Genomic DNA, 24,574 nt, shown 5'->3' with positions numbered 1-24,574 from the left:
CGATTGAGGAGCGGGGGTCCGGGGGCATGGCCCCCGGTACCTCACCCCTTCGCGCTCGCATCCGACAGAGTCTTCGTCACGTCCACGAACCCCTTCTTGTCCGCGACGAGCCGCCCGTCACGCACCACCTGAAACGTCACCCTGCTGTTCACGATGCGCGGATACGCGGACGATCCGAGCATGTCCTTGAAGCCCCAGCGCAGCACCGGCGTGAGGCCGCCGGTGTCGACCGGGGTGCCGTGGTTGAGGGCGGAGGTGAGCTTCCAGGCGGTGATCTGCGGGGCGTCGATCGCCTTCACGAGTTCGTTCAGCGCGGTGTACGCGATCCAGGTGGTCTGGACGCCCGTGTCGTCCGGGTCGATCCGGTTGTCACCGAAGGCGTGCTTACTGATCACCTTCCGCATCAGGTCCCAGCGGGCGTCGCCCGATTCCGGGTACCAGCCGGTGATGTACGCCCCCTCGAACGGGCTGTTCCGGCCGCCGGTGCTGTCGATCAGCGGCTGCCCGACACTGCCGAGGACGGACGAGATCCGTACGTTCCCGTACGACGGTTCGAGCCGGCGGAAGGAGTCGAAGAACGTTTCCGTACCCTCCCCGAGCACGCTCGTCACACAGCCGCCGCTCGTCCCGGCCGCCTGGAGCGCCCGCCCGGCGGCCTCGTCGTACGAAGTGGCCGACTCCGCCGCCCGGATGTCGGCGGGCTCGGGCCGGCGGGCCTCGGTGAGTCCGGTCTTGAGGAGCCAGGCCTGGCCGTCGCCGGCCAGGGTGTCGGGCCGTACCACGGACACCCGCTCGCAACTGCGGGCGAGCTGCTGGGCGTTGCCCGCGAGCAGTGCCGGCTGGCCGCCGTTGACGGGGTAGGAGACGTAACTGCTGAACTCTTCGGTGGAGGCCCCGTAGCCGCCGATGTAGGGGATTCCGGCGTTCTCCAGCGGCGCCATGAACGAGGATCCGTGCCGGCTGTACGAGCCGACGACCGCCACCGCCTTCTCCTTGACGGCCAGCCGGGCGCAGTTTGCCGCGCCGATCGAGGTGTCCTTCTCGTCGCAGGTGACGACGCGCAGCTTGTGTCCGTCGAGCCCGCCGCTGCTGTTGGCCCAGCGGGCGTACGTGCGCGCCATGGCGGTCATGCCCGACATGTTCACCGAATCCGGTTCCGTGGCGCCGCCCGGGGCCCACGTCACGACGGTGAGAGGCTCCCTGGAGTCCCCCGAGGCCCCAGGGAGCACACCGCAGCCGGTCAGCAACGCCCCGACCGCCGCCGTACTCGTGAGGAGCTTGTAGGGGCGGGGGGAGGTGAGGCGTCGCCGTCCGGTCATGGGTACGAACATTTCCGCCCATTGGGTAACGCCACTGTGTGTTCCGCGCAACGCTCGGTGACATCCAGGTGAATTACGGGGGCCTGTGCGGGGAGCCGGGAAGGGAACGTACGATCGACAACCGTGCAGCAAGGTTCGGAGAACACTTCCCGTCGCGGCCGTCGCTCCTCCACCATGGGCGGCATGCCGCTGAATGACATGCCTTGGTGGCGCTGGCGCAGCAACGTGCGCTCGGCGCTGCACATGCTCTCCGACCCCGTCTTCCACCACGAGTGCTGGCTGGCCGGCCAGGAAGGGTACGGCGACGTCACCGACGCCGTGTACCGCCTGGTCGAGGACACCTGGCTGGACAACTGGTCCGCCGAGAAATACGTCGGGACGATCTTCCGCGACTCCGGCGAGTCCGCCCTCGTCGACGTTGCCGTGCTCCGGGTGCTGCGCATCATGCACCAGGTCGGCGCGGACGCCCCCGTGTCGGCGTATCTGGAGCACCACGGCTGGCCGGAGGCCGTACGGGCCGCCCGCGAGGCCCATGTGCTGCTCGCCGCCAACGACGGCGACGACCCGGACGTCCCGCCGCGTTCCCTGGATGTGCTCCGCATCATGACCAGGACGGCCTGATGGCGGTCCGGTGTGGCACGCTACGGGGATGACCGCGCCGCAGCCTGCTGAGACCAGCCCGGAGCAGTACGTCCTCACGCTCTCCTGCCCGGACAAACGGGGCATCGTGCATGCCGTGTCGAGCTATCTCTTCATGACCGGCTGCAACATCGAGGACAGTCAGCAGTTCGGCGACCACGACACGGGTCTGTTCTTCATGCGTGTCCACTTCTCGGCGTACAGCCCGGTGACCGTGGAGAAGCTGCGGGCCAGCTTCGCCGCGGTCGGCGACTCCTTCCGGATGGACTGGCAGATCCACCGCTCCTCGGAGCGGATGCGGGTCGTGCTGATGGTCAGCAAGTTCGGGCACTGCCTCAACGACCTGCTGTTCCGCTCCCGGATCGGGGCGCTGCCGATCGAGATCGCCGCCGTCGTCTCCAACCACACGGACTTCGCCGAGCTCGTCGCCTCGTACGACGTTCCCTTCCGGCACATCCCGGTGACCAAGGAGAACAAGGCCGCCGCGGAGGCGGAGCTGCTGGATCTGGTCCGCGAGGAGAACGTCGAACTGGTCGTCCTCGCCCGCTACATGCAGGTTCTCTCGGACGATCTGTGCAAGCGGCTGAGCGGCCGGATCATCAACATCCACCACTCCTTCCTGCCGAGCTTCAAGGGCGCGAAGCCGTACCACCAGGCGCACGCCCGTGGTGTGAAGCTGATCGGTGCGACGGCGCACTATGTGACGGCCGACCTCGACGAGGGGCCGATCATCGAGCAGGAGGTCGAGCGGGTGAGCCACGGCGTCACGCCGGACCAGTTGGTCGCCATCGGCCGCGATGTGGAGTGTCAGGCGCTGGCGCGGGCGGTGAAGTGGCACGCGGAGCGCCGTATTCTGCTCAACGGCCGCCGCACGGTGATCTTCTCGTAGGACGCGGGCCGGGCAGGCCTAGGGCGTGTTTCGAAAGTCCCGCCTGCCCCGCGGTGCCTGGCACGCACGCTCGCGGCGTTGCCGAAATGCCCTAGTAGCTCCGCTACGAGACCATTCCGGCGCCTTGCGATCGCACGCACCAGACGCCGCGGGGCCCGCCCTCCGGGCGGACGGCGCTACTTTCGAGACACGCCCTAGAGCCGGCTCAGCGACGCGGCCGCGAACAGCACGTCGCGGATCGCCTCGCGGTCGCCCTCCTGACCGGCCGCGGCCTCCACCGGCGGCACATGCCCGGCCACCAGCTGGCAGAACTCGACGCTGTCCAGCGCGATTTGCGCCACCGCGTGCGCGGGCGAGCCGACCGCGGCCGGGGAGTCCAGCGGGATGTACCAGTCGCCGCCGCCCGAGCCCTCGACCTCCAGATGCAGCGAACGGCCCGGTGAACCGGCCGTCACCAGTTGGCGGGCCGGCCCGGCCAGCCCCGATCTGCGGCGCTCGGCAAGAGCCGCCGGAAGCAGTCGGCTCGCCAGGTCGATCATCCGGTTGAGATGGGCGGCCGACGGCGCCTCGTACGGATAGTCCACCGCATCCGCGATGTCGCCGCCGTGCACCCAGCATTCGAAGGCCCGGTCCAGCAGCGAGTCGTGCATCGGAAGGGCGAAGTCCCCATACGAGACGGAGAGTTCGGCGACTTTGCGGCCGGCGAAGGACACCGTACGGATGAGGGTGTGGCTCTGCTCGCGCCATGGCTCGCGGATCGTACGGGTGAGTGGCCGCCGGGCTCCCGACCAGTACTTCTCCGTGCGTGCGCCGGGCGCGAGCGGCCAGTCGACGCCCCGGCCCTCGGCGCCGTCGCCGAGCGGTACGTCGATGCCGAGGGCGGTGCCGACCAGCCCGTCGACGGTCATGAGGTGGCCGATGACGCCCGCGACCGTCGTCTTGCGATTGACCGCCCGCTCGCCCTCGAACCACTTCAGCCGCACCGGGGCGTGCCACTCCGAGCCGCCGATGTCACGCAGCAGCGCGTCGAGCCGCGCGGTCTCCGCGTCGTACGGGGCGGCCCAGTCCGGCACCGGGATGTTGGCCGGACGGCGGTTCAGACAGGTGTCGATCACCCGGGAACGCAGCGCCGGATCGAGATCCAGGCTGCGGTCGGCCTGCAGCAGGCCGACCGCGTCGCGCAGCCGCAGGGCCTCGTCCGCACACGCGGCGCACACCGTCAGGTGTGCCTCGACGGCCTCGGTCTCCTCCGCCGAGCAGGCGGCCAGGGCCCAGGCGCCGAGGAGGGCCTTGAGGACGCGATGGGGCAGCACCAGCGCCGGTGCGGCGGGCGGGTCCGAAGGGTCCGGTGGTGCCACGACAGATTCCGGTTCCGGTGTCGTCGGTTGCGGGGCCGGCCGCGGCTCCTCGGGCTCGGTCGCGGGCACGGGCGGCGGCAGGGGGAAGGTATCGAGGTCGAAGTCGTCCGCGGCGGCCCGGGGTCCCGGTAAGCGCGGCGTGCCCCGCACCTCGTCGTCGCGTCCGTCCCCCTCGTGTCCGTTCGAGTCGGCGTCTCCGGTCACAGCGGCCGTCCGTATCCGGGCGGCGACGACTCCTCCAGAGGGCGGGTGTGCGCGGTGGAGAGCAACTGCAGCCCGAGCCGCAGCCGACGGCGGGCCTCGTCCTCGGTGACCCCGAGGTCGGCCGCCGTCTGCCGGTAGTCCCGGCGCTGGATGTACGCGAGCTCCAGTGCGGCCCGCAGCGGGGCGGGCATGGACGCCACGATGTAATCGGCGCGGGCCGCGGCCGTGGCCCGGCGCACCCGCTCCTCCAGATCGGCCCGGGCCGCGGCCCCGGTCTCCTCGTCCGTGCCGCCCGGGAGGCTGTCCCCCTCGCGCAGCCGCCGCACGGACTGGCGGTGCGCCAGCCGGGCCACCCAGGACCGCATCGAGCCCTGCTTCGGGTCGTACGCGTCCGGGTTCTCCCACACGTAGCCGAAGACCTCGCGGGTCACCAGATCGGCGGCGGTCTCGTCGTCGAGCATCAGGTGGGCCTGGCTGTGCACGAGCGAGGCGAACCGGTCGTAGAGCTCGCCGAGAGCAGCCGCCTCACCGCGCGCCAGCCGCTGCTGCATCTTGCGGTCCCAGCGGGGCGGTGCGTTCTTCGGCATACGACCCCCAGCCCTGTTCTCCTCGTCACATCGAATGTAGTCGGCGGCACCGACGATGCACGCCCTTTACGGCAAGTACGCCCCTGATGAGGCCCGGGGTGATATGGAATGCGCCATCCATCGACGACGGCCCCGGTTGTGTCCTGCCGGGCGGCTCGGTGTTTCATGGGGCTGCGGCGGGGGCAGCCGCGAGAAGGAACGGAAACTTCCGGAACGTCGGAATCCCCGCAACGAGAGGCCCAGTCGCGTGAGGAATCCTTGCCCTCGTGGAAACCATCCACCGGCCGCGACCACCCACGCCCCCCGGCTCACCCAGGAACGTTCCCGGACGCCACTGAAAGTGGCCGAGACCGTGCAGGGCGACTGGACCGTGCTGCGCATACGAGGCGAACTGGATCTGGTGACGTCGCCCGTCGTGCGCCAGTCCGTCCATGAGGCGGTCGCCGTCGGCCGCCACGATGTGGTGCTCGACCTCTCCGAGGTCCTGTTCTGCGATTCCAGCGGCGTCGGCGTACTGATCGCGGCCCGCCGTCTGATGCGCTCCTGCGGGGGGCGGCTGCGGCTGATCCTGCCGGCCCGCGGTGCGGAAGAGGGTTCCCACGTCAACCGGGTGCTCGCCGCCCTCGGTGTACGCCGTCTCTTCGACGTCTACCCCGATCGGTACACGGCCGTCGACGACGAGGCCCGGCCGCTCTCGGCGTGAAGCCGGTCCATGACCAGGTTGTCACACCGGTGGCGCGCGTAAGTGACATGTGACGCCCGCCGGCGCCGTAGGCTCCCCGCATGGACAGCGCAGAGTATGAGCGCAAGATCGCCTTCCGCTTCGCCGCCTTCGACCAGGACGGCAACGGATACATCGATCGCGCGGATTTCAGTGCCGCCGCGGCCCGTCTGCTCACCGAGTTCGGTACGACGGCCCGCTGCGACAAGGGCCAGGCGCTCTACACCGGGGCCGAGGCCTTCTGGCAGGGCATGGCGGGCATCGCCGACGTCGACGGGGACCAGCGCGTCACCCGTGAGGAGTTCGTGGGCGGGGCCGTGAAGCGGCTGCGCGACAACCCGGAGCGCTTCGCGGAGATCGCCCGCCCCTTCCTGCACGCCGCGATCGCCGTGGCGGACCAGGACAACGAGGGCGCGGCCTCCGTACCCGCTGTGGAGCGAGCACTGAAGGTGCTGGGCGCGAGCGCGGAGACGGCGGCTTTCGCGGCGCGGAACCTGGACGCGGACCAGGACGGCAAGGTCGGCGAGAACGAGGCGGTGGCGGCGTTCGCCGCCTATTTCACGGTGATCGCGCCGAACACGTAGCCGGTCGGTCCGGCAGCTGATCGTCCTCAATGGCCGGACGGGAGCCGATTCGTCCTCAATCGCCGGACGGGCCCATGAGATGCCCTCGAACGCCGGGCGGGCCCGGGGCGGAGAACCGCTCCCGCAGCCGGTACTTCAGTACCTTCCGCAGCGCCTCGTTGCGCGGCAGCGCCGCCACCACCTCCAGCTGTTCCGGCAGCTTGTGCACGGAGAGGCCCTCCGCCCGCAGGTAGCCGGTGATTTCCGGCAGGGTCAGGGGGGCGGCGCCCGCCGGCTGTTCCACGACGGCGCAGACGCGTTCGCCGCGCTCCGGGTCCGGCAGCCCGATCACCGCCACGTCCCCGACGCCCGGGTGCCGGTGCAGCAGGTCCTCTATCTCCTTGGCGGAGATGTTCTCGCCCTTGCGGATGATGATGTCCTTCAGCCGCCCGGTGAGCACCAGATGCCCGCTCGCCTCGACATGGCCGACGTCGCCGGTGACCAGGAACCCGTCCGCGTCGAAGGCCGCCGCTGACGCCTCGGGGTTCAGATAACCCTTGCAGACGGCCTCCCCGCGGAGCCGTACCTCGCCGTCCGTGCCGTACGGCAGTGGCTTGCCGTCCTCGTCGGTGATCCGTATCTCCATGCCCTCGGGCGGGCGCCCCTCCGTCTCGGCGAGGTGTTCCGTCGTGTCGTCGGGGGCGCCCATCGTGATCATGGGGACCTCGGTCATGCCGTACCCGTGGGTGAGCTGGATGCCCATCTCCCGTACCACCGCGTGGTAGATCTCCGGCGGCTTCGGCGCCCCGCCGCCCGCCAGCAGCCGCAGGGTGGGGATCAGCTTCCGGTCCGGGGCCTTGCGCTGTTCGGTCAGGAACATCGAGTAGAACGCCGTGGACCCGCCCGCGACCGTCACCCCGTGGCGCCGGTAGCCCTCCAGCGCGTCCGGCATCGCGAAGTGCTCGAAGAGGACCGCCGGGAAGCCGTACAGCAACAGCATCACCGTGTAGTCGGGCCCGGCGATGTGGGCGAACGGGAATGCCATCGAGCCGATGTCGTCGGCCGACAGATGCAGCGCGTGGGCCAGGCAGGCGCCGCCCGCGATCAGACTGCGGTCGGTGTGGAGGACCCCCTTCGGATCGGAGGTGGTGCCCGAGGTCCAGTAGATCCAGCGCACCGCCGTCCCGTCGGCGGGCGGCGGAGGCAGCACGGACGGGTCGCCGTCCGGCAGTGACGCGTACGCCTCGAAGACCAGCGGCGGGTGCTCCGCCTCCGCGGCCAGCCGGTGCGCCATCGCCGTGTGGTCGAAGCCGCGCCAGGTGCCGGGGACGGCGAAGAAGCCGGCCTTCGACTCGCGCAGCGCGAAGCCCACCTCGCGGTCCCGGTAGAACGGGATGACGGGCGTCTGCACGGCCCCGATGCGGGTGAGGGCGAAGGAGAGCAGCGCCGTTTCGAGACGGGTCGGCAGCTGCCAGGCGACGACGCTGCCGGGGCGCACGCCCATCCCCCACAGCCCGGCCGCGACCCGCTCGCAGCGGCTGTGCAGCTCGCCGAAGGTGAGGGTGCGGTCGTCCTGGATCAGGACGGGGCGGTCCGGGGTCAGCGCGGCCCGGCGCTCGATGAGTTCCCAGAAGGTGCCCGATGCGCCCAGGGCGTGTGCGGTCTCGTTCACTGCGTTCCCCGCTCCCTCGTAGCTGACGGGTAGTCAGATCGTGCCGAGAGCGTAGAGCGCCGCGCCTTGTCGGTCCAGGGGTGCGGGGCTAACCTGTGCCGAAACTGAATCTGACGAACCATCAGATACTTTCAGTGTGCGCCGAAGGGGACACCATGACGTCAGCGGAACTGCCTCGGATCGTCAGCGTCGACGACCATGTGATCGAGCCGCCGCACCTCTTCTCGACCTGGCTGCCCGCCAAGTACCGCGAGCGCGGCCCGCAGCCGCTCACCGCGGGCATCGGGGAGCTGGCGTACACGGGCGGCAAGTACGTCATCACGATGGACCCGGACGGGCCGCCGACCGACTGGTGGATCTACGAGGACCTGAAATTCCCGTACAAGCGGAACATCGCCGCCGTCGGCTTCGACCGCGACGACATGACGCTGGAGGGGATCACCCGCGCCGAGATGCGGCCCGGCTGCTGGGACCCGGCCGAGCGCCTCAAGGACATGGACCTCAACCATGTCGAGGCGAGCCTCTGCTTCCCCACCTTCCCACGCTTCTGCGGCCAGACCTTCGCCGAGGCGCAGGACAAAGAAGTAGCGGTGGCGTGCGTCCGCGCCTACAACGACTGGATGGTGGAGGAGTGGTGCGGCGACAGCGGCGGCCGGCTCATCCCGCTCTGCATCATCCCGCTCTGGGACATCGACCTGGCGGTGGCGGAGATCAAGCGGAACGCGGCGCGCGGGGTGCGGGCGGTGACCTTCTCCGAGATCCCCACCCACCTCGGGCTGCCGTCGATCCACACCGGCTACTGGGACCCGTTCTTCGCGGTCTGCCAGGAGACCGGAACGGTCGTCAACATGCACATCGGGTCCAGCTCGCAGATGCCCGCCGCCTCGCCCGACGCCCCGCCCGCCGTGCAGGCCAGTCTCTCCTTCAACAACGCCATGGCCTCGATGATGGACTTCCTGTTCAGCGGGGTGCTGGTGAGGTTCCCACGGCTGAAGCTCGCCTACAGCGAGGGCCAGATGGGCTGGATCCCGTACGCCCTGGAGCGCGCCGACGACGTCTGGGAGGAGCACCGGGCCTGGGGTGGGGTGCGCGATCTGATTCCCGAGCCGCCGTCCACGTACTACTACCGGCAGATGTTCTGCTGCTTCTTCCGCGACAAGCACGGCGTCGCCTCGCTCGATGTGGTCGGACGGGACAACGCCACCTTCGAGACCGACTACCCGCACGTCGACTCGACCTTCCCGCACACCAAGGAGGTCGCCCTCGACCACGTCAAGGGACTGGATGACGAGACCGTCTACAAACTGATGCGCGGAAACGCGATCCGGATGCTCGATCTGGACCTGGACAAGTAGGCGCGCGGTGGATCTCGCGTGCACGGAGGCCGAGGAGGAGTTCCGGGCGCGGCTGCGCGAGTGGCTGGCCGCCGTGCTGCCCGGACTGCCCGCGAAGCCCGGCCCCGACGACTGGCCCGGGCGCCGCGCATACGACACCGCCTGGCAGCGGATGCTGTACGACGCGGGCTACGCGGGCCTGCACTGGCCCGTCGACGCGGGCGGGCAGGGCGCCACCCCGACCCAGCATCTGATCTTCCTGGAGGAGACGGAGAAGGCGGGCGCCCCGTACGTCGGTGCGAACTTCGTCGGGCTGCTGCACGCCGGGCCCACGATCGCGGCCGAGGGTACGGCCGAACAGCGGGCGCGCTGGCTGCCGCCGGTGCTGCGCGGCGAAGAGATCTGGTGCCAGGGGTTCTCCGAGCCCGAGGCCGGCTCGGACCTCGCCTCGCTGCGGACCCGTGCGGTGCGCGACGGCGACCACTACGTGGTGAGCGGGCAGAAGATCTGGACCTCGCACGCGGAGGTCGCCGACTGGTGCGAGCTGCTGGTGCGTACGGACCCGACGGCGCCCAGGCACCGCGGGATCAGCTGGCTCGCGATGAGGATGGACGCTCCCGGAGTCACCGTCCGCCCGCTGCGCACGCTCGCCGGGTCCACCGAATTCGCCGAGATGTTCCTCGACGAGGTGCGGGTGCCGGTCTCCCATCGCATCGGCGCGGAGAACGACGGCTGGCGGGTCACCATGGTCACCCTCTCCTTCGAACGCGGTACGGCATTCGTCGGCGAGGTCGTCGCCTGCCGCCGCACCCTGGCCGCCCTGGCAGCCGAGGCACGGGCGAACGGCCGCTGGGACGACCCGGTCCTACGTCGCAGGCTGGGCAGGCTGAACGCCGAATTCCGGGCGCTGTGGCGGCTCACCCAGTGGAACGTCAGCGAGGCGCAGAGCAGCGGGGGCGTCCCGGGCACCGGCGGCTCGGTCTTCAAGCTGCGCTACTCGCACGCCCGCCAGGAGCTGTACGAGGCGGCCGCCGAGGTGCTCGGCGCGGACGCGGCCGATCTGGACCGGGAGTGGGCCCTGGACCGGCTCTCCTCGCTCTCGTACACCATCGCCGCGGGCACCTCGCAGATCCAGCGGAACATCGTTGCCGAGCGGATCCTCGGCCTGCCGAAGGGGCGGTGAGCGGACTGTGGACTTCCAGCTCTCGGACGACCAGCGGGCCCTGCGGGCGGGGGTACGGGAACTCCTCGCCGGGCGCTTCGGCAGGGACCGGATGCGGGCGGCGCTCGACGGTGGCACGGGCATCGACCGGGCCCTGTGGCGGGAGCTCGGCGAGGCCGGGTTCTTCGCGCTGCGGCTGCCGGAGACGGAAGGCGGTGTCGGGCTCGGGCTGGCCGAATCGGTCCTCCTCTTCGAGGAGGCGGGGCGGTCGCTGTTGCCCGGACCGCTGATCGCCACCCATCTCGCCGCCGGTGCGGTGAAGGGGGCGGCGGAGGGCGAGACGGTGGTCGCGGTGCTGGACGCGGGGCAGCCGGTGGGGCACCTGGGGGATGCGGACGGCCTGCTCGTACTCGGGCCGGGGGCGGCCCGGACCCCGGGGCCGGGTCCGGAGCCGGGGGAGGTGCGGGCCGTGACCGGCGGGGCGCTGCGGGATGTCGTACGGGAGGTCGCCAGGCCCGTACGGTCGCTCGACCCGTTCACGCCCCTGTGGCGGGTCACGGGTCCCGTCGGGCCCGGCGAGCTCCTGTCCGGCGGGGCGCGGCTGCGCGACGAGGGCGCCCTGCTCGCCGCCGCCGAACAGCTCGGCAGCGCCGCCCGTACGACCGAGATGGCCGTCCAACACGCCGGTGAACGTGAACAGTTCGGTTCGCCGATCGGGTCCTTCCAGGCGGTCAAACACCTGTGCGCCGGGATGCTGGTCCGCGCCGAGCTGGCTCGCAGCGCCGTCTACGCGGCGGCCGTGACCGCGGACCGGGCCGAGATCGCGGGCGCCAAACTGCTCGCCGACGACGCGGCGGTCCGCAATGCGCGCGACTGCCTTCAAGTGCACGGCGGAATGGGCTTCACCTGGGAGGCAGACGTCCATCTGCACCTCAAGCGGGCGTGGCTGCGGTCCGGGCAGTGGCTGACGGCGGCGGCGGCCGAGGAGGCGCTTGCAGCCGACCTGTGCTGATTGCGCATGGGCTCCGTGGAGACTTCGGGCGCGCGACGGCGGGTGGATGCGGGATGCGCGAATGTGACAGGCGGGCCGCTGAGCCTCACGCTGCGGAGTTACGCAGTGGAGTCGGCGGGTTCCGATGCCGGCTTGTGTCCTTTGCGTGATTCGTCACGGGGTGGAGTCGGCGCCGGGCTCGGGTACCCTCCGTTGGATGCGAGAGGTTCTGGAACCGGATGATCCGGATGTTGCCCGTGCGGCGACTCCGGTCCGGAAGAGGTGCCCTGCTCGCATTCCACGCAGAGGCGCCGGGCCTGCCCGGGAGACGGCTCCCGCAGCGTCGATGCGCCTCTGTTCGACTCCCCGCAGCGTGCGTCGCACAGTATGCACCACGCGTACTCCTTCGCGCTGGAATATGCCCGAAGCGCTTGTTGCGGTGACTGTACGTCAACCATGCTGTCTCGTAAGGGAATCACGTTCCGTGACCCTGAGGAGGCGCGAGGCGATGTGTCCGCCGGTTCGGATGGTGTGAGCGGTGCAGGTGCTTCAGGTTCAGCTGGAGGTCGGGCCGGATCCCGCGGAGGTCGGGAGGGCCCGTAGATGGGCGCGATCGAGACTGGTCGGGTCCGGGATAAGAGACGACGAGCCACTGGCCGAGACGCTCATCCTGCTGATCTCGGAGCTGGTCACCAATGCGGTGGTCCACACCGGGTGTCCGGCGGTGCTGCGCATGCTGTTCGGCGCGGCGGAAACGGCGGGGACGGCCGGGACCGTACGGGTCGAGGTGGCCGACACCAGCTGCCGACCGCCGCAGCAGCGCCACGCGGCGGGCGAGGACACCGGCGGCCGGGGCCTGGAGCTCGTCGACGGCCTCGCGGACCGCTGGGGCTGGCAGCCGGAGGGCGCTGGGAAGCGCATCTGGTGCGAGGTCGACCGGGGCGCCCCGCTGATCCAGGTGGTGCCGGTGCACTCGGGCGTGCAGAGCGTGCAAGGTGTTCATGGCGCACCGGGCGCGGCGGATGCGGACCGCGAGGCGCACGAGCCGTCACGAGTCGTTACGCATCACGCATAAAGGCCGAAGCGGTCGGTCCGGGTTGCGGTACGGCGCCGGCCTGAGCCCCTTCAGAGGACGGCGACCGGCGCGACCGGGGTGCCGGTCGCGCCGACGAACGGTTCCGCCATCGCGGAGAGCAGGAAGCTGTACCGCCTGACTTCCGCACAGGCTGTGGACAACTTTTCCAGGTTCCAGTTCTGGCCCTGCAGCATGCCCATCTCGACCAGGTCCAGCGCATGCACCCCCAGCCACAGATCCTCGATCTCGGGCGGGAAGATCTCGAAGGTCAGGGTGTCATTGGCGACCGCCGCGACATCGCGCGCACGGAACCACTCGGGCGTCCTGATCGAGAGGCCGGGCGACGGATAGGCGTACGCATGTTTGTCGCCCGCCAGATAGACCTGCACCTGACCCGTCCGTACGAGCACGATGTCACCGGCCCTGACCCTGACCCCCGCCAGCTCCTCGGCCGCGTCCAGGTCCTCGGGGGTGACGGCGTGGTCGCCGGGCAGCCTGTCCGTGCCGTGTGCGCGTGCCACATCGAGCAGCACCCCGCGCGAGACGATGTGCGGCGCCTTGTCGATCCCGCTGAACTGCGCGCCGCCGTGCGCGGTGATCGTGGCGGCCGGGCGGCCGTTGTAGATCTTTCCCGAGTGCGAGGCGTGGGTGAGGGCGTCCCAGTGGGTGGCCGTCTGCAGGCTCAGGACGGCTGTGTCGTCGCTGGTGGCGACGGTGCCGGGGCCGAAGAGTTCCTGGTTGATCTGGACCATGGTGTGCAGCGGATTGATCCGCCCCGGGATCAGCCCGCTCTGGACGCCGTCCTGCTGGAGGGGGAGCGCGAGCGGGATGCGCAGCCCGGTGCGGACGGCGGCGGCCGCCTCGCGCACGACCGCGTCGGTGATCAGGTTGAGCGTGCCGATCTCGTCGTCGGCGCCCCAGCGGCCCCAGTTGTTGACCCGCTTGGCGATGTCGTGGAACTCGGCCGGCAGTGACATGGAGCCTCCCGGGGCTTGTGCTCGTGGACCTGATGACCCATAAAATCTAACGGTCCGTCAGAAACCGCGGGAAGGGGCCGGGCATGGGGAACTTCTTGGCAGGCAAAGTGGTCGCTGTTACGGGTGCCGGGCGCGGCATCGGGAGGGCGGTCGCGCTCGCGGCGGCGGCCGAGGGGGCGAGAGTCGTCGTCAACGACTACGGCGTCTCCATCGAGGGCGGAGAGCCGAGCAGCGAGATAGCGGAGTCCGTCGTCAAGGAGATCGAGGCGGCGGGTGGCGAGGCGGTGGCCGTCGCCGACGACATCTCCACGATGGCGGGCGGGCAGCGGATCGTGGACACGGCGCTCGCGCAGTACGGGCGGATCGACGGGGTCGTGTGCGTGGCCGGGATCCTGCGGGAACGGATGCTGTTCAACATGTCCGAGGAGGAGTGGGACCCGGTGGTCGCCACCCACCTCAAGGGCACTTTCACCGTCTTCCGGGCCGCGTCGGCGGTGATGCGGAAGCAGGAGGACGGCGGCACGCTGATCGGCTTCACCAGCGGCAACCATCAGGGCAGTGTCGCCCAGGCCAACTACAGCGCCGCCAAGGGCGGGATCATCTCGCTGGTACGGAGCGCGGCGCTCGGCCTGCACAAGTACGGCGTCACGGCGAACGCCGTCGCCCCGGTCGCCCGCACCCGGATGTCCGCCAATGTGCCCATGGAACTCAAGGAGATCGGCGAGCCGGAGGATGTGGCGGCGCTCGTCGTCTACCTGCTCAGCGAACGGGCCCGCAAGGAGAAGATCACCGGCCAGGTGTACACGATCGCAGGACCGAAGATCGCGGTCTGGGCCCAGCCGAGGGAGCTGCGGGCGGGGTACGCGGAGGGGGCCTGGACCCCGGAACGGATCGCGGACTTCCTGCCGGGGACGGTGGGCACGGACCCGATGCCGATGCTGGCGCAGCTGGAGGAGATGGCGGCTGCGGCGGCGGCGAGGGCGCGGCCGAACGCGTGACCTCCCACCGGGGCTCCGCCCCGGCCCCCGCTCCTCGATCGCCGGAGGGGCTGGATCTTCCGCCCGACCCCAAGGAGTGGACGTGGACTTCGCATTCGACGCGGCGGACGACGCCTTCCGCCAGGAGGCCCGGTCCTGGCTGGAGGCCCACCTCACGCAGCCCTGCGCCACCGAGGGCGGCCGCGCCTGGGAGCGGGAGCTGGGCCGTGCCGGCTGGATCGGCCTCGGCTGGGACAACCACGGCGCCGGCCACGGCAACCGGCACGCAAGCCTTACTCAGCAGGTCGTCTGGGCCGAGGAGTACGCCCGCGTCAACGCCCCCGCCCGGGTCGGCCACATCGGCGAGAACCTCCTCGCCCCGACCCTGATCGCCTATGGCTCCCCAGCGCAGAAGCAGCGCTTCCTGCCCGCCGTGGCACGTGGCGACGAGCTGTGGTGCCAGGGATACAGCGAGCCCGGCGCCGGATCGGACCTCGCCGGGGTGCGGACGGCCGCCGTACCCGACAAGGGCCGCGGCGGCCATCGCGTCACCGGGCAGAAGATCTGGACGTCGCTCGCGAGGGACGCCGACTGGTGCTTCGTCCTGGCCCGTACGGAGCCAGACTCCAGCCGCCACCACGGCCTGTCGTTCCTGCTGGTGCCGATGGACCAGCCGGGCAGGATCGAGGTGCGGCCGATCCGTCAGATGTCGGGTGCCAGCGAGTTCAACGAGGTCTTCTTCGACGGGGCGCACGCACAGGAGTGTGTCGGCGGCGAGGGCAACGGCTGGGCGGTTGCCATGGGGCTGCTGGCCCTGGAGCGCGGCGTCTCCACACTCGTCCAGCAGATCGGGTTCGCCGCCGAACTCGGCCGGGTGGTCCGCGCCGCCGTCGACGGCGGCGCCGTCACCGACCCGGTACTGCGCGAGCGCCTCGTGAGGCAGTGGGCGCAGCTGCAGACCATGCGCTGGAACGCCCTGCGCACCCTGGGCTCCACGGGCGACCCAGGCGCACCCAGCGTGGCGAAACTGCTCTGGGGCGGCTGGCACAAGCGCCTCGGCGAGCTGGCCGTGGAGATCAGGGGCGCGGCGGGTGCCGTCGGCCCGGACGACTGGTCGGCGCAGACACCGTACGAACTCGACGAGGCGCAGCGCCTGTTCCTGTTCACCCGGTCCGACACCATCTACGGCGGCTCGGACGAGATCCAGCGGAACATCATCGCCGAGCGGGTGCTCGGCCTACCGAGGGAGCCGAGATGAGAGGCGTCGTCTTCGACGGCAAGCGGACCGAGGTCGTCGACGATCTGGAGATACGCGATCCGGGCCCCGGTGAGGTACTGGTGGCGGTGGCCGCGGCCGGGCTGTGCCACAGCGATCTGTCGGTGATCGACGGGACGATTCCGTTCCCGGCGCCGGTGGTGCTCGGGCACGAGGGCGCGGGCGTGGTGGAGGCCGTCGGTGCGGGCGTCGGCCATGTGGCGCCCGGCGACCATGTGTCGCTGTCCACGCTGGCCAACTGCGGGGCGTGCGCCCAGTGCGACCGGGGCCGGCCGACGATGTGCCGCAAGGCGATCGGGATGCCGGGACAGCCGTTCTCGCGGCGCGGGAAACCCCTGTACCAGTTCGCGTCCAACTCGGCCTTCGCCGAACGGACCCTGGTCAAGGCCGTGCAGGCGGTGAAGATCCCCGCCGATCTGCCGCTCACCTCGGCGGCCCTGATCGGCTGCGGGGTACTGACGGGAGTCGGAGCCGTACTCAACCGGGCGAGGGTCGACCGGGGCGACACGGTCGTGGTGATCGGCACGGGCGGCATCGGGCTCAATGTGATCCAGGGCGCCCGGATCGCGGGCGCCCTGACGATCGTCGCTGTCGACGCCAACCCGGCGAAGGAGGCGGTGGCGCGGCAGTTCGGCGCGACGCACTTCCTGGCGTCGGCCGAGGGCGTACGGGAGATCCTGCCGAGCGGCGCACACCACGTCTTCGAGTGCGTGGGCCGTACGGAGCTGATCCGTACCGCGATCGACCTGCTGGACCGGCACGGCCAGGCGGTCCTGCTGGGCGTCCCGGCGGCGACGGCGGAGGCGTCGTTCCTCGTCTCGTCACTGTTCCTGGACAAGTCGATTCTGGGCTGCCGGTACGGCTCCTCGCGCCCGCAGCGGGACATCGCGCTCTACGCGGACCTGTACCGGGAGGGCAGGCTGCTCCTGGACGAACTCGTCACCGAGACCTACGCGGTGGAGGACTTCGCCAAGGCGGCGGACGACGCGCACCACGGCCGGGTGGCACGGGGGGTGCTGGTGTTCTAGGCCGTGCGAAGGTCTTGTGGGGCCGGCGTCTTCCCGGACCGGCGAATCCCGGGCCCTCCTGTCCGGATCGTGCCGGGGCTGCATGCCCCGGCACCGCGCCCGGCCGCGTTGCCGTCGGTCAGTCACCGAAGGCGCCGCTGTCGCGCGGGGTGACGTCGGGACGCGTGTTCACGGACCACATGTGGGTGCACTGCGGACACTGGAGATGAACGACCGGTCCATTGTTGGCTATCAGATAGCGCCAATGCTCACGGCAGTTACGGAGGTCGGCGCAGTTCTCGCAATGACGGGCGTCGTCGCAGACGGGGCAGGGTATCCAGGCGCGGCGGGCCACGTCCGCCTGCGGATCAATGGGCAGTCGCACGACCCGGCCCCCTTCCCGGCAGGACGCCGGTCTCCACCAGCAGGTCGTAGGTGCGCTGCTGTTCGGCGTCCAGGCCCGAGTAGAGGAGCGCGTACGCCTCGTCCTCGCCCTGGAGGGCGGCGACCGGGTCCCAGTCGGGCCCGAGTGCGGTCACGACCTCGGCCCGGCGCCGAGCTTCCTCGAACGTCAGATCGATAGTGAAGGGTATGAGACTGTCTGGATTTCCCTTTTTCATGGCGAAACTTCCGAAGTGCCGGTGGAACTCCACATGCCTATCAGGCGGAAGCGGCGACAGGGAAGGGTGACCTAAGTCGCTCCGGGCGGAAGCGGCCCCCCGGCCTCTGGGGGGAGGGGCCCTCGGATCGGTCGGCGCAAGTGGGTGGTTGCCGGTATCGGGGCACCGACGGCGCACGCGGTCCACGGGTGGCACTGTGACGTACTTCATGTGGTCATCCAGGGCGTCGGGTGGGGCGATCCGAGCGATGTGGAAGGGGGCGGCCGGAGCGCCCGGTCAGGCCCTCCCCGTGCGAAATGTGCGCCGGTACATCGTGGGGGACACTCCCAGTGCCGCCTGCAGATGCTGCCGCAGCGATGTGGGCGTCCCGAAGCCCGCGTCCCTCGCCACCTGGTCGATCGACAAGTCCGTCGACTCCAGCAGCTGCCGGGCCCGTTCGACCCGCTGCCGGGTCAGCCACTGGACGGGGCTGACCCCGACCTCCTCCCGGAACCGACGGGTGAACGTCCGTACGCTCATCGACTCCTGCTGCGCCATGTCGCGCAGCTGGATCGGCCGCTCCAGCCGGCCGAGCGCCCAGGTGCGCGCGGAGGTGGTGGTCGCGAACTGCGTCTCGGGCACGGGGTGCTGGATGTACTGCGCCTGCCCGCCGTCCCTGTGCGGGGGCACCACCGCGCGGCAGGCGACGTCATTGGCGACGGTGGTGCCGTGGTCGCGGCGCACGATGTGCAGGCAGAGGTCGATTCCGGCGGCGACCCAGTCTGAGCAGGTGGACGAGGCGTGGCACTCGTTCATGCTCGACTCGATCCCGTACCACCACTTCACCAGCCGGCACTTCGGCCGGTACATCCACCACGTGCCGGAACTTCCGGGGACGGCGGCTGGTGTCCAGTGCGTCAGCGACGACAAGGCGACGCTGGACGGCCACGACCTCAAGACCGGCAGCCCGCTCGTCCTGGAACAGACGATCAAGGCCATCAAGGCGGCCGGGTTCGAGATCGACCCCGACCTGTGGGGCATGGAGGACGCGGCCGACTGCAACCAGTGCCACGCCGGGTGCCACGACTCGCCCAAGTAGTAGTGAGCAGCATGTGAGTTGGGGCCTGTCCCCGTACGTTGGGGGTGGGCCCCTCATGCTGGAAAGGAGCACCGCATGTCATTGGCTGAGTCCTGGGACAGGTATGCGGTCGGGAGCAAGCCACGCAGGACCGTGAACGCCAAGGGCGATACGACCTGGCTGAACTGGACTCAGTACGCCGATCACGGTCCGAACGAGAGCGTTCTGGGCCCCGTGGCCGGACGCCGGGTGCTGGAACTCGGCTCGGGGAGCGGTAGTAACCTCGCGCACCTCGTGACGCTTGGCGCGACCGGTCAAGGGGTGGACATCGCCCCCGCCCGCGAGACCGTCGCGCGGGAGCGCTGGGGCAATCTGCCGGGCCTTGAGTTCCGTACGGCGGAGGCGACGGCGTTCCTGAACGAGACGGACGAGACATTCGATGTCGTGCTCTCGATCTTTGGCGCCGTGTGGTTCGTCGATCCGGACACCCTGCTTCCGCTGATCCGCTCGCGTATGGCGCCGGGAGGCATCCTGGCCTTCTCGCATTTGCCTCCAGGCAGTCAGGGGCCCAAGCCTGCCAAAGCCGGACTGCGGCACGACCGCACCGCGGATGAGTGGCGGCGCATCCTGACGGGGCACGGCTTCTCTGACGTGCGCGTGTCTCGGATCGACCCGCCAGAGGGCAGGGCTGTGGGCACGATGCTTGTCCGTGCCCTGGCGGCCTGACCGCGTGGCTGTGCGCCTGCCTCAGGCGCTCTCACCCAGATGGCGGTACAAGGTGGCGCGGGAGATTTTGAGAGCCTTGGCGATGGCGCTCACGCTCTCGCCCTTCGCCTTCCTGGCACGGGCCACGGTGAGCACGTCCTCATCGACCACGGACGGCCGTCCGCCGGTACGCCCCTGCGCCTTGGCTGCGTCGAGTCCGGCACGGGTGCGCTCCTTGATGAGGCTGCGTTCGAGCTCCGCCATGGCTCCGACCACCTGAAGCATGAGACGGCCGTCGGCCGTGCCGGGGTCGATGTTGGCCAGCGCACCCGTGAGCACCTTGAACCCGATGCCCCGCTCTCGGAGGGCGTCGACCATGGTCACCAGGTCGATGAGCGACCGAGCGAAGCGGTCGAGCTTCCACACGCACAAGGTGTCGCCGGGTCTGGCGTAGTCCAGTGCGGCCGTGAGTTCTGGCCGGTTGGTGTTCTTGCCCGATGCCTTGTCCTCGAAGATCCGCGCGCACCCTGCGGCCGTCAGTGCGTCGTGCTGGAACTGTGCTTCCTGGTCATCGGTGGAGACGCGGGCGTATCCGATGAGCTGACCGGTGATCGTGTTCGTCGTCATGGCACGGACTGTCTCAGAACTCGTCTCAAAAGATCAAGCCTGAGACGGACGTTTCGAGACGGGTTTTGAGCAGTGCTGCGCACCCTTCTGGGGCGCCTGCCGTCCCGTCTCACAAACCTTGGTTTTCGAGACGTCCGCTACTGGTCACGCTGCGCCACGGTTGTTGTCCTGTTCCATGCGAAGATCGCGGACGTCGCGCCAGGAAGACGAACTCCCTTCCTGGACGGTCGGGCGCGTCGCGAACGTCATCCACCACGTATCCGTGCGCGACCAGATCCCGCTCGACTTGGCCGCAGTGCGTGCTCACTCGCCGGTCCGGGCCAGGGGTGCGGTGAACGTTCACCCGCCGAGCGGGCCGAACCGCCCGAACACCCCCCGGTGGAACAGCAGCGGACCGTCCCCGTCCGCCGCCCCCAGCGCCTCCACCCGGCCGACCACGATCAGATGGTCGCCCCCGGTGTGGACGGCCTGGATGCGGCAGTCGATCCAGGCCGGTACGGAGTCCAGCAGCGGCGACCCGGTCGCGGGAGCCGCCTCGTACGCCACCCCCGCGAACTTGTCGGCCCCGCTCACCGCGAAGCTCCGGCACAGCGCTCCCTGGTCCGCGCCGAGGATGTTGACGCAGAAGGCCCCGGCGCGGGCGATGCGCGGCCAGGTCGTCGACGTACGGGCGACCATGAAGGTGACCAGCGGCGGGTCGAGGGAGAGCGACGCGAACGACTGGCAGGCGAAGCCGGCCGGACCCTGCGCGTCGTCGGGATCGTGCGCGGTGACGATGGTGACCCCGCTCGCGAAGTTCCCCAGTACGCGGCGGAATTCGGCCGGGTCGACCGGCAGCCGCTCGTCGTCGGCGACGGCCCGCAGATCCGGGCGCGGCAGTGGATCGACCGGTGTCGGCCCTGCGGTGGTGGCGGCGCCGACGGACCTGAGGTACCGGACGGCGGTGGCGGCCATGCCTGCGTGTCCCATCACGCTTCCCATTGAAGCTGACTATGCGTCAGATCGGAAGAGCGGGGAGGGGATCCGGTCCGGGCGGGGACCCCTCCGGTGGCCTCACGCGGGGCCGCCGGTGATCCCGGCGCCGGACCGGCCGACCCGATCAGGCCCCAACGGTCCGGCGCTGCCGTGCGAAGTGAGTCAGCTGCCGCAGCCGCATCCTGCAGCCGCGGGTGCGTCGGCCTCGTCACGGTCGGACTCGCCGGCGCAGCAGGCATTGCCGTCCAGGGCGGCGCTCTTGCCCATCCGGTCGGCATCCGCCTTGACGACGTAGACCTCCCACGGCTCCTGTCCGGGCCCGTGCACCCACACCTTGTCCTGAAGCGCATAGCAGCAGGACGTGTCGTTCTCCTCGAACGTCGCGAGCCCCGCGTCCGTGAGGCGGGCGGTGGCGGCGGTGACCTCCTCGGTGGTGGCGACCTCGACGCCGAGGTGGTCCAGTCGGGTGGCTTGCCCCGGCTCGCCCTCGATCAGGACGAGCTTGAGCGGCGGCGTGGTGAGGGCGAAGTTCGCGTAGCCGGGGCGCCGCTTGGCAGGCTCCACGCCGAACAGTTTGGAGTAGAAGGTGACCGACGCTTCGAGGTCGGCGACGTTGAGCGCGAGCTGGACACGGGACATGGTGGTCTCCCGATCGGGTTGCATTGACATCTGTCGATGCAAGGTTGCGCCTTGAATCGAAAAACGTCAACATAGAAGCATGTCGAAACAAGAGCTTGTGGTGCTCGGCCAGGACGGCGCCGACGGATGCTGCCGCGCCCTGCTGGCGGCGCCGCTGGACGAGGACCGGGCCGAGACGCTGGCGAAGGTGTTCAAGGCCCTGGGCGACCCCGTGCGGCTGCGGTTGCTGTCGATGATTGCCTCCCGCGCGGGCGGGGAGGTCTGCGTCTGCGACCTCACACCCGCCTTCGACCTGTCCCAGCCGACGATCTCCCACCACCTCAAGCTGCTGAAGCAGGCCGGGCTCATCGACTCCGAGCGGCGTGGGACGTGGGTGTACTACCGGTTGCTGCCCGAGACGACCGACCGCCTCGCCGCCATCCTCACCCGCCCCGCAGGGCAGCAGCTCCCCGAGACGGTTCCTGCCGGGGCCGCCTCGTGAGCACCGGGACCGCAGGGCCGGTCGCCGGGCGATTGTCTTTCCTGGACCGGTTCCTGGCTGTGTGGATTCTGGCCGCGATGGTCGTCGGCCTCGGCCTGGGCCGCATGGTCCCCGGTCTCGGCGACGCGCTTGCGAAGGTCACCGTCACCGGCGTCTCACTGCCGATCGCGCTCGGCCTCCTCGTGATGATGTACCCGGTCCTCGCGAAGGTCCGCTACGACCGGCTGGAGACCGTCACCCGCGACCGGCGGCTGCTCATCCCGTCCCTGGTGCTGAACTGGGTCGTAGGCCCGGCACTGATGTTCGCGCTCGCCTGGATCTTCCTGCCCGACCTGCCCGAGTACCGCACCGGCCTGATCATCGTCGGTCTCGCCCGGTGCATCGCCATGGTCATCATCTGGAACGACCTGGCCTGCGGCGACCGTGAGGCCGCCGCCGTTCTCGTCGCCCTCAACTCCGTCTTCCAGGTGCTCGCGTTCAGCCTGCTCGGCTGGTTCTACCTCTCCGTCCTGCCCAGCTGGCTCGGCCTGGAACAGACCGCCCTCGACGTCTCCGTGTGGGAGATCGCCCGCTCCGTGCTCATCTTCCTCGGCATTCCGCTGCTGGCCGGCTTCCTCACCCGCCGGTTGGGAGAAAGGGCCAGGGGCCGCGCCTGGTACGAGACGAAGCTGATTCCCCGGATCGGCCCGTTCGCCCTGTACGGGCTGCTGTTCACCATCGTCGTGCTCTTCGCCCTCCAGGGCGACGCCATCACCTCCAAGCCCCTCGACGTCGCCCGCATCGCGCTGCCGTTGCTCGTGTACTTCGCCTTGATGTGGGCCGGGTCCATGGCGGTCGGCCGCGCGGTGGGACTCGACTACCCGAAGGCGACGACGCTGGCGTTCACCGCCGCGGGCAACAACTTCGAACTCGCCATCGCGGTCGCCATCGCCACCTTCGGCGCCACCTCCGGCCAGGCCCTCGCGGGAGTCGTCGGCCCCCTCATCGAGGTCCCCGTCCTGATCGGCCTGGTTTACGTAGCCCTGGCCACCCGCCGATTCTTCCCCCAGGCCGCCCCGGCGGCCGGTCCGGCCGCTGCCCCGGAAGGTTCCGCCCATGTCTGAGTCCAAGCCGTCCGTGCTGTTCGTATGCGTCCACAACGCAGGCCGCTCGCAGATGGCCGCCGCCTTCCTCGCCCACCTCGCAGGCGACCGCGTGGAGGTCCGCTCCGCCGGGTCCGCACCGGCCGACGCCGTGAACCCGGCCGCAGTACAGGCAATGGCGGAGGTCGGCATCGACATGTCCGCCGAGACGCCGAAGGTGCTGACCGTGGAAGCCGTGCAGGCGTCCGACGTGGTGATCACCATGGGCTGCGGCGACACCTGCCCCGTCTTCCCCGGCAAGAAGTACCTCGACTGGACACTCGACGACCCGGCCGGCCAAGGCGTCGAGGCCGTCCGCCCGATCCGCGACGAGATCGAACAGCGCATCCGCGGCCTGCTCGCCGAACTCCGGCCCCACTGACGCTTCCCGTGGCAGGACGACTGACGCCGGTTGCGGTGACGTCCGGTGGATGCGTGCCCTCCTTGCGCGTCCGGTCCGGCCGGTACCGGCCCGGAGCCCGTCACCCGTCGCGGGACCGGGACGCCCGGGACGATCCGAGCGCGTACGGGCTGCGCGCCCTGCCCCGGAGCCGGACAGAGGCGGGCCCTCCCCGTGCGCGAGGATACGTACGGGGAGGGAATCACATGCCGATACCTGCCGCAGGAAACGCGGAGACGATGCCTGGGGGTGCCAAGACGCCTCCAGGCCTGCCGGAGCTGTGGACCGGACGGTCCATCCTGGCGGGCGCGGGCGCGCTGTTCATGGGAGCCGTGCTCGGCGTCGAGATCGCGGGGTTCGCGGAGGTGGCCGCTCCGGCGCCTGTGCCGCCGGACGGCCCCGGAATGACCTTGCTGCTCACGCCGTTCCTCGTCTGCTTCGGCGGCCCGTTCGTCCTGGTGGCGAGTCTGCTCGTCGTGCTGCCCACGGCCTCCGTGGCCCGCTGGGCGAGCGCCCGGTTCACCGGCCGGGACGTGTGGTGGTGGGTGCCGGTCGTCGCTGTGGTGCTGGTGACCGCGGGCGTGGCGGTTTCCGGTCTCACCCGACGTCTGAGCGTCGGCCTGCTGATCCTGGGCTGGCTGACCGGGGCGGTGTTGCTGACGGGGGCGGCCCTCCTGGCCCGTGATGCCGCGCTGCACGGAGGTCGGCTCCGGCGCATCCTCGGCTACGGCGTGCTCGCCACCGTGGCCGTGTGCGGGATCGGTGCGGTTGTGTTCGCCACCGGGCTGGTCACCGAGTACCGCCCGCCGAAGGTCGACGCTGCTCAACTGGTCGGGACCTGGACCGACGGGGAGGGCGGCACGCTGCGGCTGGCCGCCGACGGCACGGCGCGCGCCGATGCGCTGACGGATCACGACCCCGCTGTCGTGGGCGGTGCGGTGTCGGAAGCCGGGAAGTATCGCTGCTCGGGGCGGGGTACGTGGTCCTACGAGCCCGGGGAGACCACTACCTGGAGCCAGAGCGTGCGGCTCGACATCGAGAGCTGCTCCTTCGGTGGCGACTCCGATGGCTGGCTGATCAGCGGCACGTCGGACCGGCCCGAACTCAACTGGGAGTACGGCGATGTCGACTCACCGGACTGGTACACGCTCAGGCGGTGACTGATCCCCGAACCCGCCCGAGCTGGTGCCGGGACCAG

General features: G+C 70.4%; 27 protein-coding genes and 2 pseudogenes. 17 read left to right on the top strand and 12 right to left on the bottom strand.

From position 1 onward, the window contains the following. Nucleotides 1–41: 41 nt before the first annotated feature. Nucleotides 42–1,319 (bottom strand): ABC transporter substrate-binding protein, encoded by a 1,278-nt coding sequence (locus OG953_RS18675; RefSeq protein WP_405685531.1) that lies wholly within the window; start codon nt 1,317–1,319, stop codon nt 42–44. A 174-nt stretch (nt 1,320–1,493) separates the two neighbouring features. Between OG953_RS18675 and OG953_RS18670 the strand changes: the two genes are divergently transcribed. Both OG953_RS18670 and purU read left to right on the top strand, forming a co-directional pair. After that, nucleotides 1,494–1,940 (top strand): hypothetical protein, encoded by a 447-nt coding sequence (locus OG953_RS18670; protein ID WP_405691914.1) that lies wholly within the window; start codon nt 1,494–1,496, stop codon nt 1,938–1,940. 28 nt (nt 1,941–1,968) lie between these two features. Continuing rightward, nucleotides 1,969–2,847: a formyltetrahydrofolate deformylase gene (gene purU / locus OG953_RS18665; RefSeq protein WP_405685529.1), complete on the top strand. Its 879-nt coding sequence runs from the start codon at nt 1,969–1,971 to the stop codon at nt 2,845–2,847. A gap of 194 nt (nt 2,848–3,041) precedes the next feature. Here purU and OG953_RS18660 read toward each other — a convergent pair whose 3' ends face one another. Together OG953_RS18660 and OG953_RS18655 are read right to left on the bottom strand one after the other, a co-directional pair. After that, nucleotides 3,042–4,409 (bottom strand): zf-HC2 domain-containing protein, encoded by a 1,368-nt coding sequence (locus OG953_RS18660; RefSeq protein WP_405685527.1) that lies wholly within the window; start codon nt 4,407–4,409, stop codon nt 3,042–3,044. Next, nucleotides 4,406–4,996: an RNA polymerase sigma factor gene (locus tag OG953_RS18655; protein WP_405685525.1), complete on the bottom strand. Its 591-nt coding sequence runs from the start codon at nt 4,994–4,996 to the stop codon at nt 4,406–4,408. The genes OG953_RS18660 and OG953_RS18655 overlap by 4 nt, the downstream gene beginning before the upstream one ends. Before the next feature lie 334 nt (nt 4,997–5,330). Between OG953_RS18655 and OG953_RS18650 the strand changes: the two genes are divergently transcribed. Further along, nucleotides 5,331–5,699, top strand: a complete 369-nt coding sequence (locus OG953_RS18650; protein WP_405691912.1) for an STAS domain-containing protein — start codon at nt 5,331–5,333, stop codon at nt 5,697–5,699. 80 nt (nt 5,700–5,779) lie between these two features. Next, nucleotides 5,780–6,301: an EF-hand domain-containing protein gene (locus tag OG953_RS18645; protein ID WP_405685524.1), complete on the top strand. Its 522-nt coding sequence runs from the start codon at nt 5,780–5,782 to the stop codon at nt 6,299–6,301. Nucleotides 6,302–6,356: 55 nt separating this feature from the next. On the opposite strand, the gene OG953_RS18640 is transcribed toward OG953_RS18645, so the two are convergent. Continuing rightward, nucleotides 6,357–7,952, bottom strand: a complete 1,596-nt coding sequence (locus tag OG953_RS18640) for a class I adenylate-forming enzyme family protein (protein ID WP_405685522.1) — start codon at nt 7,950–7,952, stop codon at nt 6,357–6,359. A gap of 155 nt (nt 7,953–8,107) precedes the next feature. On the opposite strand from OG953_RS18640, the gene OG953_RS18635 reads away from it, so the two are divergent. The 4 genes from OG953_RS18635 (at nt 8,108) to OG953_RS18620 (ending at nt 12,514) form a co-directional block, all read left to right on the top strand. Further along, nucleotides 8,108–9,307: an amidohydrolase family protein gene (locus tag OG953_RS18635; protein ID WP_405685521.1), complete on the top strand. Its 1,200-nt coding sequence runs from the start codon at nt 8,108–8,110 to the stop codon at nt 9,305–9,307. Between the two features lie 7 nt (nt 9,308–9,314). Continuing rightward, a complete protein-coding gene (locus OG953_RS18630; protein ID WP_405685519.1) occupies nt 9,315–10,469 on the top strand; it encodes an acyl-CoA dehydrogenase in 1,155 nt (384 codons plus the stop codon). A 7-nt stretch (nt 10,470–10,476) separates the two neighbouring features. After that, nucleotides 10,477–11,460: an acyl-CoA dehydrogenase family protein gene (locus OG953_RS18625; RefSeq protein ID WP_405685518.1), complete on the top strand. Its 984-nt coding sequence runs from the start codon at nt 10,477–10,479 to the stop codon at nt 11,458–11,460. Between the two features lie 517 nt (nt 11,461–11,977). Next, a complete protein-coding gene (locus OG953_RS18620) occupies nt 11,978–12,514 on the top strand; it encodes an ATP-binding protein (protein WP_405685517.1) in 537 nt (178 codons plus the stop codon). Between the two features lie 50 nt (nt 12,515–12,564). Here the strand turns inward: OG953_RS18620 and OG953_RS18615 are convergent, their stop codons facing one another. Then, nucleotides 12,565–13,491: a cyclase family protein gene (locus OG953_RS18615; RefSeq protein ID WP_405685515.1), complete on the bottom strand. Its 927-nt coding sequence runs from the start codon at nt 13,489–13,491 to the stop codon at nt 12,565–12,567. Between the two features lie 83 nt (nt 13,492–13,574). Here OG953_RS18615 and OG953_RS18610 point away from each other — a divergent pair, with 83 nt between their 5' ends. From OG953_RS18610 to OG953_RS18600, 3 genes are all read left to right on the top strand, one after another. Beyond that, a complete protein-coding gene (locus OG953_RS18610; RefSeq protein WP_405685514.1) occupies nt 13,575–14,489 on the top strand; it encodes an SDR family oxidoreductase in 915 nt (304 codons plus the stop codon). 82 nt (nt 14,490–14,571) lie between these two features. After that, nucleotides 14,572–15,726, top strand: coding sequence for an acyl-CoA dehydrogenase family protein (locus OG953_RS18605; protein WP_405685512.1), 1,155 nt, complete (start codon nt 14,572–14,574; stop codon nt 15,724–15,726). Further along, nucleotides 15,723–16,772, top strand: a complete 1,050-nt coding sequence (locus OG953_RS18600; RefSeq protein ID WP_405685510.1) for a Zn-dependent alcohol dehydrogenase — start codon at nt 15,723–15,725, stop codon at nt 16,770–16,772. Before OG953_RS18605 ends, OG953_RS18600 begins: the two co-directional genes overlap by 4 nt. 118 nt (nt 16,773–16,890) lie before the next feature. Here OG953_RS18600 and OG953_RS18595 read toward each other — a convergent pair whose 3' ends face one another. The 3 genes and pseudogenes from OG953_RS18595 to OG953_RS18585 all read right to left on the bottom strand — a co-directional run. Further along, entirely contained in the window at nt 16,891–17,136 is a 246-nt protein-coding gene (locus OG953_RS18595; protein WP_405685509.1) for a hypothetical protein, read from the bottom strand. Further along, nucleotides 17,120–17,371, bottom strand: a complete 252-nt coding sequence (locus tag OG953_RS18590) for a DUF6400 family protein (protein ID WP_405685507.1) — start codon at nt 17,369–17,371, stop codon at nt 17,120–17,122. The genes OG953_RS18595 and OG953_RS18590 overlap by 17 nt, the downstream gene beginning before the upstream one ends. A gap of 276 nt (nt 17,372–17,647) precedes the next feature. Continuing rightward, nucleotides 17,648–18,127 (bottom strand): annotated as a pseudogene (locus OG953_RS18585) (GlxA family transcriptional regulator); the annotation flags it as partial. Between the two features lie 37 nt (nt 18,128–18,164). On the opposite strand from OG953_RS18585, the gene OG953_RS18580 reads away from it, so the two are divergent. Further along, nucleotides 18,165–18,449, top strand: coding sequence for a hypothetical protein (locus OG953_RS18580; RefSeq protein ID WP_405685506.1), 285 nt, complete (start codon nt 18,165–18,167; stop codon nt 18,447–18,449). A gap of 132 nt (nt 18,450–18,581) precedes the next feature. Further along, a complete protein-coding gene (locus OG953_RS18575; protein ID WP_405685505.1) occupies nt 18,582–19,154 on the top strand; it encodes a class I SAM-dependent methyltransferase in 573 nt (190 codons plus the stop codon). A gap of 21 nt (nt 19,155–19,175) precedes the next feature. Here OG953_RS18575 and OG953_RS18570 read toward each other — a convergent pair whose 3' ends face one another. From OG953_RS18570 to OG953_RS18555, 4 genes and pseudogenes are all read right to left on the bottom strand, one after another. Beyond that, on the bottom strand, nt 19,176–19,760 hold the full coding sequence (locus OG953_RS18570) for a recombinase family protein (RefSeq protein ID WP_405685503.1): 585 nt from the start codon (nt 19,758–19,760) through the stop codon (nt 19,176–19,178). Between the two features lie 109 nt (nt 19,761–19,869). Continuing rightward, nucleotides 19,870–20,049, bottom strand: a pseudogene (locus OG953_RS18565) (hypothetical protein); the annotation flags it as partial. 50 nt (nt 20,050–20,099) lie between these two features. Next, a complete protein-coding gene (locus OG953_RS18560) occupies nt 20,100–20,714 on the bottom strand; it encodes a flavin reductase family protein (RefSeq protein WP_405691910.1) in 615 nt (204 codons plus the stop codon). 183 nt (nt 20,715–20,897) lie between these two features. Then, the gene (locus OG953_RS18555) at nt 20,898–21,374 is read right to left on the bottom strand and encodes an ArsI/CadI family heavy metal resistance metalloenzyme (protein ID WP_405685501.1); all 477 of its coding nucleotides are present in this window, start codon (nt 21,372–21,374) and stop codon (nt 20,898–20,900) included. Between the two features lie 79 nt (nt 21,375–21,453). Here OG953_RS18555 and OG953_RS18550 point away from each other — a divergent pair, with 79 nt between their 5' ends. From OG953_RS18550 to OG953_RS18535, 4 genes are all read left to right on the top strand, one after another. Beyond that, a complete protein-coding gene (locus tag OG953_RS18550; RefSeq protein ID WP_405685499.1) occupies nt 21,454–21,855 on the top strand; it encodes an ArsR/SmtB family transcription factor in 402 nt (133 codons plus the stop codon). Beyond that, nucleotides 21,852–22,958 (top strand): ACR3 family arsenite efflux transporter, encoded by a 1,107-nt coding sequence (arsB, locus tag OG953_RS18545; protein ID WP_405685497.1) that lies wholly within the window; start codon nt 21,852–21,854, stop codon nt 22,956–22,958. The genes OG953_RS18550 and arsB overlap by 4 nt, the downstream gene beginning before the upstream one ends. Next, complete coding sequence (locus tag OG953_RS18540; protein WP_405685495.1) at nt 22,951–23,358, top strand: arsenate reductase ArsC; 408 nt, start codon at nt 22,951–22,953, stop codon at nt 23,356–23,358. Before arsB ends, OG953_RS18540 begins: the two co-directional genes overlap by 8 nt. A gap of 224 nt (nt 23,359–23,582) precedes the next feature. After that, nucleotides 23,583–24,536, top strand: a complete 954-nt coding sequence (locus OG953_RS18535) for a hypothetical protein (RefSeq protein ID WP_405685494.1) — start codon at nt 23,583–23,585, stop codon at nt 24,534–24,536. Nucleotides 24,537–24,574 lie beyond the last annotated feature (38 nt).

The sequence above is a fragment of the Streptomyces sp. NBC_00057 genome (assembly GCF_045041165.1).
In the GTDB taxonomy this organism is placed as follows: domain Bacteria; phylum Actinomycetota; class Actinomycetes; order Streptomycetales; family Streptomycetaceae; genus Streptomyces.
This window is presented reverse-complemented; position numbering and strand designations above follow the sequence as displayed.

Excerpts from the sequence above, each read along its gene's own strand:
- OG953_RS18675 (WP_405685531.1), bottom strand. The coding sequence starts at position 1,319 with ATGACCGGACGGCGACGCCTCACCTCCCCCCGCCCCTACAAGCTCCTC.
- OG953_RS18670 (WP_405691914.1), top strand. The coding sequence starts at position 1,494 with ATGGGCGGCATGCCGCTGAATGACATGCCTTGGTGGCGCTGGCGCAGC.
- purU (WP_405685529.1), top strand. The coding sequence starts at position 1,969 with ATGACCGCGCCGCAGCCTGCTGAGACCAGCCCGGAGCAGTACGTCCTC.
- OG953_RS18655 (WP_405685525.1), bottom strand. The coding sequence starts at position 4,996 with ATGCCGAAGAACGCACCGCCCCGCTGGGACCGCAAGATGCAGCAGCGG.
- OG953_RS18645 (WP_405685524.1), top strand. The coding sequence starts at position 5,780 with ATGGACAGCGCAGAGTATGAGCGCAAGATCGCCTTCCGCTTCGCCGCC.
- OG953_RS18635 (WP_405685521.1), top strand. The coding sequence starts at position 8,108 with ATGACGTCAGCGGAACTGCCTCGGATCGTCAGCGTCGACGACCATGTG.
- OG953_RS18615 (WP_405685515.1), bottom strand. The coding sequence starts at position 13,491 with ATGTCACTGCCGGCCGAGTTCCACGACATCGCCAAGCGGGTCAACAAC.
- OG953_RS18610 (WP_405685514.1), top strand. The coding sequence starts at position 13,575 with ATGGGGAACTTCTTGGCAGGCAAAGTGGTCGCTGTTACGGGTGCCGGG.
- OG953_RS18600 (WP_405685510.1), top strand. The coding sequence starts at position 15,723 with ATGAGAGGCGTCGTCTTCGACGGCAAGCGGACCGAGGTCGTCGACGAT.
- OG953_RS18590 (WP_405685507.1), bottom strand. The coding sequence starts at position 17,371 with ATGAAAAAGGGAAATCCAGACAGTCTCATACCCTTCACTATCGATCTG.
- OG953_RS18580 (WP_405685506.1), top strand. The coding sequence starts at position 18,165 with ATGCTCGACTCGATCCCGTACCACCACTTCACCAGCCGGCACTTCGGC.
- OG953_RS18570 (WP_405685503.1), bottom strand. The coding sequence starts at position 19,760 with ATGACGACGAACACGATCACCGGTCAGCTCATCGGATACGCCCGCGTC.
- OG953_RS18560 (WP_405691910.1), bottom strand. The coding sequence starts at position 20,714 with ATGGCCGCCACCGCCGTCCGGTACCTCAGGTCCGTCGGCGCCGCCACC.
- OG953_RS18555 (WP_405685501.1), bottom strand. The coding sequence starts at position 21,374 with ATGTCCCGTGTCCAGCTCGCGCTCAACGTCGCCGACCTCGAAGCGTCG.
- OG953_RS18550 (WP_405685499.1), top strand. The coding sequence starts at position 21,454 with ATGTCGAAACAAGAGCTTGTGGTGCTCGGCCAGGACGGCGCCGACGGA.
- OG953_RS18540 (WP_405685495.1), top strand. The coding sequence starts at position 22,951 with ATGTCTGAGTCCAAGCCGTCCGTGCTGTTCGTATGCGTCCACAACGCA.
- OG953_RS18535 (WP_405685494.1), top strand. The coding sequence starts at position 23,583 with ATGCCGATACCTGCCGCAGGAAACGCGGAGACGATGCCTGGGGGTGCC.